The organism is Serratia sp. YC16 (genome assembly GCF_009707615.1).
Lineage (GTDB): Bacteria > Pseudomonadota > Gammaproteobacteria > Enterobacterales > Enterobacteriaceae > Serratia > Serratia surfactantfaciens.
This window is the reverse complement of sequence record NZ_WLYN01000005.1, coordinates 271,804-282,215: the sequence shown is the minus strand read 5'-3', so window position 1 is coordinate 282,215 and position 10,412 is coordinate 271,804. Positions and strand designations below refer to the sequence as shown.

9 protein-coding genes are annotated in these 10,412 nt (G+C 60.1%); 2 read left to right on the top strand and 7 right to left on the bottom strand.

Annotated features, from left to right (window positions below):
* Positions 1-352: 352 nt before the first annotated feature.
* Together GKN89_RS17200 and mdtD are read left to right on the top strand one after the other, a co-directional pair.
* Positions 353-1,042 carry a FadR/GntR family transcriptional regulator gene (locus GKN89_RS17200; RefSeq protein ID WP_019455463.1) on the top strand — a complete coding sequence of 230 codons (690 nt, stop codon included), beginning with the start codon at positions 353-355 and terminating at the stop codon, positions 1,040-1,042.
* Positions 1,043-1,109: 67 nt separating this feature from the next.
* Complete coding sequence (gene mdtD / locus GKN89_RS17195; RefSeq protein WP_154747416.1) at positions 1,110-2,525, top strand: multidrug transporter subunit MdtD; 1,416 nt, start codon at positions 1,110-1,112, stop codon at positions 2,523-2,525.
* Here mdtD and rbsR read toward each other — a convergent pair.
* From rbsR to kup, 7 genes are all read right to left on the bottom strand, one after another.
* Positions 2,522-3,523 (bottom strand): ribose operon transcriptional repressor RbsR, encoded by a 1,002-nt coding sequence (gene rbsR / locus GKN89_RS17190; protein WP_063918286.1) that lies wholly within the window; start codon positions 3,521-3,523, stop codon positions 2,522-2,524. The two genes, mdtD and rbsR, sit on opposite strands and share 4 nt — an antisense overlap.
* 4 nt (positions 3,524-3,527) lie before the next feature.
* Complete coding sequence (gene rbsK, locus GKN89_RS17185; protein WP_063918285.1) at positions 3,528-4,454, bottom strand: ribokinase; 927 nt, start codon at positions 4,452-4,454, stop codon at positions 3,528-3,530.
* A 61-nt stretch (positions 4,455-4,515) separates the two neighbouring features.
* The gene (gene rbsB / locus GKN89_RS17180; RefSeq protein WP_025160300.1) at positions 4,516-5,403 is read right to left on the bottom strand and encodes a ribose ABC transporter substrate-binding protein RbsB; all 888 of its coding nucleotides are present in this window, start codon (positions 5,401-5,403) and stop codon (positions 4,516-4,518) included.
* A 24-nt stretch (positions 5,404-5,427) separates the two neighbouring features.
* Positions 5,428-6,396 carry a ribose ABC transporter permease gene (gene rbsC, locus GKN89_RS17175; RefSeq protein ID WP_019455467.1) on the bottom strand — a complete coding sequence of 323 codons (969 nt, stop codon included), beginning with the start codon at positions 6,394-6,396 and terminating at the stop codon, positions 5,428-5,430.
* Positions 6,397-6,402: 6 nt separating this feature from the next.
* A complete protein-coding gene (rbsA, locus tag GKN89_RS17170) occupies positions 6,403-7,908 on the bottom strand; it encodes a ribose ABC transporter ATP-binding protein RbsA (protein WP_154747415.1) in 1,506 nt (501 codons plus the stop codon).
* 7 nt (positions 7,909-7,915) lie between these two features.
* Positions 7,916-8,335 carry a D-ribose pyranase gene (gene rbsD / locus GKN89_RS17165; protein WP_019455469.1) on the bottom strand — a complete coding sequence of 140 codons (420 nt, stop codon included), beginning with the start codon at positions 8,333-8,335 and terminating at the stop codon, positions 7,916-7,918.
* A 173-nt stretch (positions 8,336-8,508) separates the two neighbouring features.
* Entirely contained in the window at positions 8,509-10,377 is a 1,869-nt protein-coding gene (gene kup / locus GKN89_RS17160; RefSeq protein WP_015379467.1) for a low affinity potassium transporter Kup, read from the bottom strand.
* Positions 10,378-10,412: the final 35 nt, after the last annotated feature.

The following is a 10,412-nucleotide window of genomic DNA, read 5'->3' as shown; positions in this document are numbered from 1 at the left end:
CCCACACAGATTGTCTGATAAATTGTTAAAGAGCAGTGAGTTAGGCGCTTTCGCTTACTAACTCGAGGTGGCGTATATTACGCTTTTCACCCGGAGAGTCAAGCGTTTATTTCGCTTTTCTCTCGCTGACCCGGCGGCTTGTCAGTCGTTGTTCCCGGTCAGTGGAGGCGCATTATAGGGAGTTCTCGGCGGGCCGCAACCCCTAATTGCAAAAAACTTTTCAAGCGCGGTTTTTTTCGGCAAAAGGGCGAAAAAGCGGCGAATTAATGTCACTTTTTTAGGCAAACAGCCGTAAAAGCTGGCGTTCACTGGAGTAAAATAGAATTAACGATGTCAGTAAGGACCCGCAGCCATGCCATTAAATGCGCAACAACAGGCCGCCCAACGCAATCTTTCTTATCTGCTTGCAGAGAAACTCGGCCAACAAATTCTGGCGGGCGATTATCAGGCCGGCAGCATCCTGCCTGGTGAAATGGAACTGGGCGAGCAATTCGGCGTCAGCCGCACTGCGGTGCGCGAAGCGGTAAAGATGTTAGCCGCCAAAGGCATGTTATTGCCGCGCCCGCGGATCGGCACCCGCGTAATGCCGCAAAGCCAATGGAACTTTCTCGATCAGGATTTACTGACCTGGTGGATGACGCGGGAAAACTTCGATCAGGTGATGCAACACTTTCTTATCTTGCGCACCTCGCTGGAGCCGCAGGCCTGCGCATTGGCGGCGAGCCACGCCAGCCCGCAGCAAACCAAGCTGCTGGCGGAACTGATGGCGGAAATGCGCGCGCTGCATACCCAGTTTGACCGCGAACGCTGGATCCTGGTCGATACCCAATTCCACCAGCTTATCTACGAGGCCAGCGGCAACCCGTTCCTGACCTCGTTCGCCAACCTGTTCAGTTCGGTGTACCAAAGCTACTTCCGCGCCATCACCGGCAATGAAGTGATCAAGCTGCGCCATCATCAGGCCATCGTCGATGCAATACTCGCCGGGGACAGCGCCGGCGCGCTTGTCGCCTGCCAGGTGCTGCTGAAAGAGAAAGACTAGACACGCTCCCCGCTTATATATAGAAGAAAGAGACGAGGGACAGACGACCATTTAACCAGGACCGACCATGACTCAATCCGCGCGCAGTATGGCAGGACTACCGTGGATCGCCGCAATGGCGTTCTTTATGCAGGCGCTGGACGCCACCATCCTCAACACGGCGCTGCCGGCGATCGCTCAAAGCCTGGGGCGTTCGCCGCTGGCGATGCAATCGGCCGTCATCAGCTACACGCTGACGGTGGCGATGCTGATCCCGGTCAGCGGCTGGCTGGCGGACCGCTTCGGCACTCGGCGCGTGTTCATCTTCGCCGTCACGTTATTCACCCTCGGCTCGCTGCTGTGCGCGCTGTCCCCCACGCTGAGCGCGCTGGTTGCCTCTCGCGTACTGCAGGGCATCGGCGGCGCGATGATGATGCCGGTCGCGCGGCTGGCGCTGCTGCGCGCCTACCCACGCAGCGAACTGCTGCCGGTGCTGAACTTCGTCACCATGCCTGGCCTGGTCGGGCCGATTCTGGGGCCACTGCTGGGCGGCTGGCTGGTGACCTACGCCACCTGGCATTGGATTTTCCTGATCAATATCCCGATCGGCCTGCTCGGCATCTTCTATGCGCGCAAATACATGCCGGACTTCACCACGCCCAAACGCCGCTTCGATTTTCTTGGTTTTATGCTGTTCGGCCTGAGTCTGGTGCTGATCTCCACCGGGCTGGAACTGTTTGGCGAGCGGGTGCTGGCGAGCTACGTTTCGCTGGGTATTCTGCTCAGCGGTTTCGTGATGCTGTTCGGCTACATCGCGCACGCCCGCCGTCATCCTCAGCCGCTGATCGGTCTCGACCTGTTCAAAACCCGCACCTTCTCGGTCGGCATCGCCGGCAACGTCGCTTCCAGGTTGGGTACCGGCTGCGTGCCGTTTTTAATGCCGCTCATGCTGCAGGTGGGCTTCGGCTACACGGCGATCGTCGCCGGCTGCATGATGGCGCCGACCGCCATCGGTTCGCTGATGGCGAAATCCACCGTCACTCAGGTGCTGCGCTGGTTCGGCTACCGTAAAACGCTGGTCGGCATCACCGTTATTATCGGGGTGCTGATCGCCCAGTTCGCCCTGCAAAGCCCGGGTATGCCGCTGTGGCTGATGATCCTGCCGCTGTTCGTGCTGGGCATGGCGATGTCCACCCAGTTCACCGCCATGAACACCATCAGCCTGGCGGATTTGAACGACGCCAACGCCAGCGCCGGCAACAGCGTCCTGGCGGTCACCCAACAGCTGTCCATCAGCTTCGGCGTGGCGATCAGCGCGGCGGTGCTGCGTTTTTACGAATCCCTGTCGTTAGGCACCATGATCGACCACTTCCATTACACCTTTATCACCATGGGGATCGTCACCGTGGCGTCGGCGCTGGTATTTATGTTGCTGAGACGGAAAGATGGCCGCAATTTGATCAGCGGCCAGGAAAGCAAGAAAGAAGCGAAGGCGACGAGTTAACGGCGCCCCACCGAGGCGCGTTCCACCAGCTCGGGCGTCAGCACCAGCACCTGGGGCGCACGCTCCGGGTTCTGCAGGCGGTTGATCAGCGCATCGATCGCCAGTTCGCCCAGCGAATCCTTCGGTTGATGAATGGTGCTCAGCGGCGGCGCCAGATAACGCGCCAGCTCAATGTCATCGTAGCCCATCACCGCCATATCTTGCGGCACCGACAGTCCAGCCTGATACAGCGCCTGATAAACGCCTACCGCCACCGCGTCGTTGCCGGCAAACACCGCATGGGGCGGCTCGTCCAGCGCCAGCAGCTGGCGCATGGCGTTTACCCCGCCATCAAACTCAAAGTCGCAATGCACTTCATACCCTGGCGGAACCGGCAATCCGGCGCGCCGCATCGCGTTGCGATAGCCTTCCAGCCGATGACGAGCGGTAGTTTTGTCCTGCGGACCGGCGATGCAGGCGATCTTGCGATAACCGCGGGCGATCAGATGATCGGTCGCCATCTCGCCGCCCAGCAGCGAGTTATCCTGAATAATGTCGTTGGCGCCCTCGAACGGCGCCCAGTCCATCATCACGATCGGCAATGACGGGTAGCGGCTCAGGGCGTCCTGCGATGGCCGATGGTTTTCCGTGCACATCAGCAGCAAACCGTCGACGCGCTTTTGCAGCAGCGTCTCCATGCTGCGGTTCATGCGCGCGGCGTCTTCTTCGGTATTGCACAGGATCAGGCTGTAGCCGCGCTCATAGCAGCTGCGCTCCACGCCGCGCACCACTTCGGCATAAAACGGGTTGTTGCTGGCGGTCACCAACATGCCGATGGTACGCGTCTGATTAAGCTTCAGGCTGCGCGCCAGCGCAGAAGGCGCATAGTTCAGCTGTTCCACGGCCGCCATGACCTTGTCGCGCACGCTGTCGCTGACAAAGCGATTGTTGTTGACCACATGCGAAACGGTAGAGGTTGAAACGCCCGCCAGGCGGGCGACATCTTTCATGGTGGCCAAAGGATCACCCCTGTTGCTGCAAGAAGGCGTCGATCTCTTCACGCCAGGGCACTGAAGGCTGCGCGCCTGGGCGGGTCACGGCGATCGCCGCCGCCGCATGGGCGAAACGCACCGCGTCGGCCATGATTCTACCTTCCAGCAGGGCAGTCACCAGCGCACCGTTAAAGGTATCGCCGGCGGCGATAGTGTCCACCGCCTGCACCTTGAAGCCGGGCACCAGTTTGCCGTTGCCGTTTTCGCTCAGCCACACGCCGCGGCTGCCGAGGGTGATGATCACCGTCGCGATGCCTTTATCGTGCAGCGCCTGCGCCGCGCGCGCCGCATCGGCGTCGTTGTCCACGGCGATGCCGGTCAGGCGCTGCGCTTCGGTTTCATTCGGGGTGATCATATCGATCATGCCCAGCAGTTCGTCCGGCAGCTCACGCGCCGGAGCCGGATTGAGGATCACCTGCGTTTGATGCTGCTTCGCCAGGCGGGCAGCGGCGATCACCGTCTCGAGCGGCGACTCCAGCTGCATCAGCAGAGCGTCGGCGTCGATCACTTTTTGTTGGTAGCGCGCCAGGTAATCCGGCGTCACCGCGGCGTTGGCGCCGGCATCGATGCCGATCACGTTCTCGCCCTCGGCGTTGACGAAGATCAGCGCCACGCCGGTAGTGCTGTCGGCGATGGCTTCAATCGGTTGGGTATCAATGCGATCGCTCGCCAGCTGCCGGCGGACACGTTCGCCGATATCGTCGGCGCCCACGCAGGCGATAAAGGCGATCTCCGCCCCGCTGCGCCCGGCCGCCACCGCCTGATTCGCGCCCTTGCCGCCAAACGCCACCTTATACTGTTTCCCGATCACCGTTTCGCCCGGATGGGGGAACTGTTCAATATTGAGGATATGGTCGGCATTGATGCTGCCCAGAACCACCAGCTTACCTGTTTCCATCGCATTGATTCCTGAATTGCGCGCCATCGTGAACGCCCCGTCCCGATGGCGCTGGTATGACTTACTGAGTGACCAGTTTCAAATCAACCGGAATGGTCGCCGGCACTTTTTCGCCTTTCAGCACTTTGTCGGCGGTTTCCACACCGATCACGCCGATCTGATCGGGGCGCTGCGCCACGGTCGCCGCCAGCTTGCCGCCTTCGACCGCTTTCACGCCGTCGGCGGTGCCGTCGAAGCCTACCACGATCACGTCGGTTTTACCGGCGGTTTGCAACGCGCGCAGCGCGCCCAGCGCCATCTCATCGTTCTGGGCGAACACCGCCTGCACATCCGGATGGGCGGTCAGCAGGTTCTGCATCACGTTCAGACCCTTGGTGCGGTCGAAATCGGCCGGCTGGCTGGCCAACAGTTTGAATTTATTCTGATCCAGCGACTGCTTGAAGCCTTCACCGCGTTCACGCGCGGCGGAGGTGCCGGCAATGCCTTCCAGCTGAATTACCTTGGCATCGGCGCCCACTTTCTTGGCGATGAAATCACCGGCCATTTTGCCGCCCACGCGGTTGTCCGAAGCGATATGGCTCACCACGTCCCCCTTGCTCGCCACGCGGTCCAGCGTGATGACCGGGATTTTCGCCTGGTTGGCCATCTTGATGGCGTTGCCCACCGCATCGGAGTCGGTCGGGTTGATCAGCAGCAGTTTAGGCGCCCGCACCATCAGATCCTGCACGTTGGCCAGTTCTTTCGCCGGGTTGTTCTGGGAGTCCAGCACCACCAGGTTGTAGCCCAGCTTGTTGGCCTCTTGCTGCGCGCCATCCTTCATCGAGACGAAGAACGGGTTGTTGAGGGTGGACACCACCAGCGCGATGGTGTCTTTGGCCATGGCATTGGCGCTCAGGGTGGCGCTCAGCGCGATGGCGGAGGCTAAGGTTGCCAGTTTTTTCATTTTCATCATCGTGATTCCTGTAGGGGGAGGTTACTTGTTGCTTTTGTTATCTACCAGAACCGCCAGCAGTATCACCACTGCCTTCACGATCATTTGGTAGTAGGAAGAAACACCCAGTAAATTCAGACCGTTGTTCAGGAAGCCAAGGATCAGCGCCCCGATCAGCGTGCCGACGATGCGGCCCTTGCCGCCGGCCAGGCTGGTGCCGCCCAGCACTACGGCGGCGATGGCGTCCAGCTCATAGCCGGTGCCGGCGGTCGGCTGCGCCGACGACAGGCGCGCCACTTCAATCACCCCAGCCAGCGCCGCTAACAGGCCGCATAGCGAGTAGACAATGATCTTCACTTTATCGACGCTGATGCCGGACAGGCGAGTCGCCGCCTCGTTGCCGCCCAGAGCATAAATATAACGGCCCAGGCGCGTATGGTGCAGCATATACCAGGCGGCGATGAACACGATCGCCATGATCCAGATCGGCGTAGGCACGCCCAGCGGACGGCCAATGCCGAACCAGCCGAAGGTGTCGGCCACGTCGGTGAAACCGGTGTTGACCGGGCTGCCGTTGGTGTACACCATGGTGACGCCGCGCAGCAGCAACATCATCACCAGCGTGGCGATAAAGGCCTGCACTTTGCCTTTGGCGACGATCACCCCGGTGCAGGCACCAACCGCAGCGCCCAGCGCCAATGCCGCCGCCACCGCCACCAGCGCGTTGACCTCAAAGCCGACAATCGACGCTGCCACCGCGCCGGTCAGCGCCAGCAGCGATCCCACCGACAGATCGATGCCGGACGTGAGGATCACCAGCGTCATCCCCACCGCCATGATGGCGTTTACCGAAGTCTGCTGCAGAATATTGAACAGGTTGTTCAGGGTGAAAAAATTCGGGCTCATGGAAGAGACCACGGCGATCAGCACCAGCAGAGCAATCAACGACTTCTGCTCTAACAGCCACTCTTTACTGAACCAGCGCTTAGCTGCGATAGTCTGGGAACTCATATCTGATTACTCCTGCTTTACGCCGTATTGCTTGCCGACGGCTGCCGCCATCAACGCTTCCTGGGTGGCCTGTTCAATCGGAAACTCGCCGCTGAGATGCCCTTCGTGCATCACCAGAATGCGATCGCTCATGCCCATCACCTCCGGCATTTCCGAAGACACCAGAATGATGCTCAGCCCTTCCTGCTTGAACTGGTTGATTAACTGATAAATCTCTTTTTTCGCCCCAACGTCGACGCCGCGCGTCGGCTCATCGAGGATCAGCACCTTCGGCCGGGTCATCAGGCCGCGGGCGATCGCCACTTTTTGCTGGTTGCCACCGGAAAGCAGACCTATAGGCTGCTCCATCGACGGCGTTTTGATATTGAACAGCCGGATGAAATCCCCCACCGCCTGCCGCTCGTCGGCCTGTTTCAGGCTGCCGTCGGCGCGGCTAAAGTAGCGCAGCGCGGTCAGCGACATGTTTTCCTTCACCGACATGCCCAGCACCAGGCCATCGCGCTTGCGGTCTTCCGAGATATAGACGATACCGTTCGCCAACCCGTCCTGCGGCGAATGGGTGACCACGTCGCGGCCGTCCAGGCTGACGGTGCCGGCCTTGCGCGGCGCGGCGCCGTACAGGATCTTCATCAATTCGGTGCGCCCGGCGCCCATCAGCCCGGCCACGCCGAGGATCTCGCCGCGGTACAGCGTAAAGCTGACGTCTTCAACGCCGGGGCCGGAAAGGTGGCTGACTTCCAGCCGCTTTTCCCCACGCGGCAAATCAAGACGCGGATATTGTTCTTCCAGCTTGCGGCCGACCATCATCTCTATCAGCGAATCTTCCTGCAGCTCGCTCACCGGCCGCTCGGCGATAAACTGCCCGTCGCGGAACACGGTCACGTCGTCGCAGATTTCAAAAATCTCTTTCAGGCGGTGCGAGATATACACGATGCCGCGCCCTTCGGCCTTCAGCTCGTTGATCACCTTGAACAGCGAGGCGGTTTCGGTATCGGTCAGCGCATCGGTTGGTTCGTCCATGATGATCACTTTCGATTCGAAGCTCAGCACCTTGGCGATCTCCACCATCTGCTGATCGCCGATCGACAGCTCACCCACCAGCCGGTGGCTGCTGTAGCGCAGGTTGAGGCGCGCCAGCAAGCGATCGGCCTCGGCGTACATACGCTTCCAGTCAATGCGGCCGAAACGGTTGACGAATTCACGGCCGAGGAAGATGTTTTCCGCAATCGTCAGCTGCGGGATCAGGTTCAGCTCCTGGTGGATAATGCCGATGCCCGCTTCCTGCGAATCCTTAGGCCCGTTGAACTCCACCTCTTTACCGAGAAAATACTGACTGCCGGCGTCTTTCTGGTAGATGCCGGTCAGCACTTTCATCATGGTGGACTTCCCGGCGCCGTTTTCCCCCACCAGCGCCATCACCTTGCCGGGATAGACGCTGAGGGCGGCGCCGGAAAGCGCCTTCACGCCGGGAAAGGCTTTATCAATCCCTTTCAGTTGCAGTAAAGGTTGCATAAACGCCTCAGAAAGTTACGCCGGCGCACAGGATCACGTTCGCGTAAGGCGAACACTCCCCGCTGCGGATCACCGCCCGGCTGTGCTCGGTTTGCGCTTTAAACGCCTGATGGCTGATATAACGCACGTTGATGGTATTGCCCTGGCGTTGGCCCAACGCGCTCAGTTCAGCCAACAAGGTTTCATGGAGCTGCGGATTCTGTTTCACGATCTCTTCCGCCAGAATGGCGCTTTCTACCTGCATCTCTTGCGTGACCGCCGCGAACACCTGCATAAAGGTCGGCACCCCCTGCGTCAGCGCCAGATCGATGCGCTGCGTCGCCGCCGGTATCGGCAGGCCCGCATCGCACAGGGTGAGCTGATCGGTATGCCCCAGGCGGGCAATCACGGCAGACACGTCAGAATTCAGTAATACGCCTTTTTTCATCTTCTCACTCCGCTAGCGAAACGTTTCGCTCTTTGATGGGGAGTTTAAAAAAACGACAGGGGAAGGCAACCGGGACAATGCAGAAGTGTGATCGCTATCGAAACGTTTCGTTCACGCGCGGAGAAAGCGCAAACAAAAGGGGCTCAGCCATGCTGAGCCCCTGATCAGGTGGGTTAGATCTCGACCTGCGTGCCGAGCTCGATCACCCGGTTCGGCGGGATCTCAAACTGATCCGGCGCGCGCAGCGCATTGCGGCTCAGGGCGACGAACAGCTTGCCGCGCAGGTAGAGGTACCACGGCCGCTTGGTGAGGATCAACGACTCATGGGACATGAAGAACGAGGTCTCCGACATGCGGCACGGCAACCCTTCCAGCCCGCAGCGGTGGAACACTTCCTCGACGTTCGGCGTTTCGCGCCAGCCGTAGCTGGCCACCACCCGCCAGAAGGTCGGCGACAGCTGTTCGATGGTCACCCGGCGCACATTGTGCACGTAAGGCGCATCCTCGGTGCGCAGCGTCAGCAGCACCACGCGCTCATGCAGCACCTTGTTGTGTTTCAGGTTATGCAGCAGCGCAAAAGGAATGACGTTGGTGGCGCGCGACAGGAACACCGCGGTGCCCGGCACCCGCACCGGCGGCGACTTCTCCAGCGAAGCGATCATCGCCTCCAGCGAGTTGCCGTGTTCATGCAGGCGGCGCAGCAGCCGGAAGCGCTCGCTCTTCCAGGTGGTCATAATGATGAACATCACCAGCGCCAACGTCAGCGGCAACCAGCCGCCGGAGAACAGCTTCAGGGCGTTGGCGGAGAACATCGGCACGTCGATGATCAGCAAGATGGTCACGATGCCGATCGCCAGGAAGCGATTCCAGTGCCAGTTGTTGATCGCCACCGAGGTGACCAGAATGCTGGTCAGCACCATGGTGCCGGTGACCGCGATGCCGTATGCCGCCGCCAGGTTGCTGGAGTGCTCAAAGCCGATGATCACCAGCACCACCGAGATGTACAGCGTCCAGTTGATCACCGGAATGTAGATCTGGCCGGATTCCATTTCCGAGGTGTGAATGATGCGCATCGGCGACAGATAACCCAGGCGCACCGCCTGGCGAGTCAGCGAGAAGACGCCGGAAATCACCGCCTGCGAAGCGATCACCGTCGCCAAGGTCGCCAGAATCAGCAGCGGGATCAGCGCCCAGTCAGGCGCCAACAGGAAGAACGGGTTTTTGATCGCCTCTGGATTTTTCAGCAGCAGCGCGCCCTGGCCGAAATAGTTGAGTACCAGCGAAGGCAGCACCACGGTGAACCAGGCCAGGCGGATCGGGAACTTGCCGAAGTGCCCCATGTCGGCATACAGCGCCTCAACGCCGGTGATCGACAGCACCACCGCACCTAACGCAAAGAACGATACCTTCTTATATTCCATAAAGAAGTTGAGCGCCCATTTGGGGTTCAGCGCCTGCAGCACTTCCGGGTTCGATATGATGCTGCGCGCGCCCAGCACCGCCAACACGATGAACCACAGTAGCATCACCGGGGCGAACAGCTTGCCGACGCTGCCGGTGCCGTGCTTTTGAATGACGAACAGCAGCGTCAACACCAGAATGGAGAGCGGCACAATATAGGCGTCGAGCGCAGGGGCGGCGATTTCCAACCCTTCTATCGCCGACATCACCGATATCGCCGGGGTGATCACCACCTCACCATAGAAGAAGCTGCCGCCGATCAGGCCCAGTATCACCAGCACCGCCGTGGTGCGCGCCGAGGTATTGCGCCCGGCCAGCGACATCAGCGTCAGAATGCCGCCCTCGCCGGCGTTGTCCGCGCGCATCACATAGGTGAGATATTTGAGGGAAACGATCACGATCAGCATCCAGAAAATCAGCGACAGGAAGCCGAAAACCACGTCTGGACGCACGTCGAAGCCGTAATGGCCGGAGAAACACTCTCTCAGCGTATAAAGAGGACTGGTGCCGATATCGCCGTAAACCACGCCGATGGCCGCCAGGGTTACCGCCGATAAGGACTGTTTATGCTCTGCGCTCATAATTCGTTTCTTTATCAGAACATCCGTTAGCGATG

Bases quoted from the DNA above. Each gene is read 5' to 3' on its own strand.
- rbsB (WP_025160300.1), bottom strand. From the start codon at position 5,403: ATGAAAATGAAAAAACTGGCAACCTTAGCCTCCGCCATCGCGCTGAGC.
- mdtD (WP_154747416.1), top strand. From the start codon at position 1,110: ATGACTCAATCCGCGCGCAGTATGGCAGGACTACCGTGGATCGCCGCA.
- kup (WP_015379467.1), bottom strand. From the start codon at position 10,377: ATGAGCGCAGAGCATAAACAGTCCTTATCGGCGGTAACCCTGGCGGCC.
- GKN89_RS17200 (WP_019455463.1), top strand. From the start codon at position 353: ATGCCATTAAATGCGCAACAACAGGCCGCCCAACGCAATCTTTCTTAT.
- rbsD (WP_019455469.1), bottom strand. From the start codon at position 8,335: ATGAAAAAAGGCGTATTACTGAATTCTGACGTGTCTGCCGTGATTGCC.
- rbsC (WP_019455467.1), bottom strand. From the start codon at position 6,396: ATGAGTTCCCAGACTATCGCAGCTAAGCGCTGGTTCAGTAAAGAGTGG.
- rbsK (WP_063918285.1), bottom strand. From the start codon at position 4,454: ATGGAAACAGGTAAGCTGGTGGTTCTGGGCAGCATCAATGCCGACCAT.
- rbsA (WP_154747415.1), bottom strand. From the start codon at position 7,908: ATGCAACCTTTACTGCAACTGAAAGGGATTGATAAAGCCTTTCCCGGC.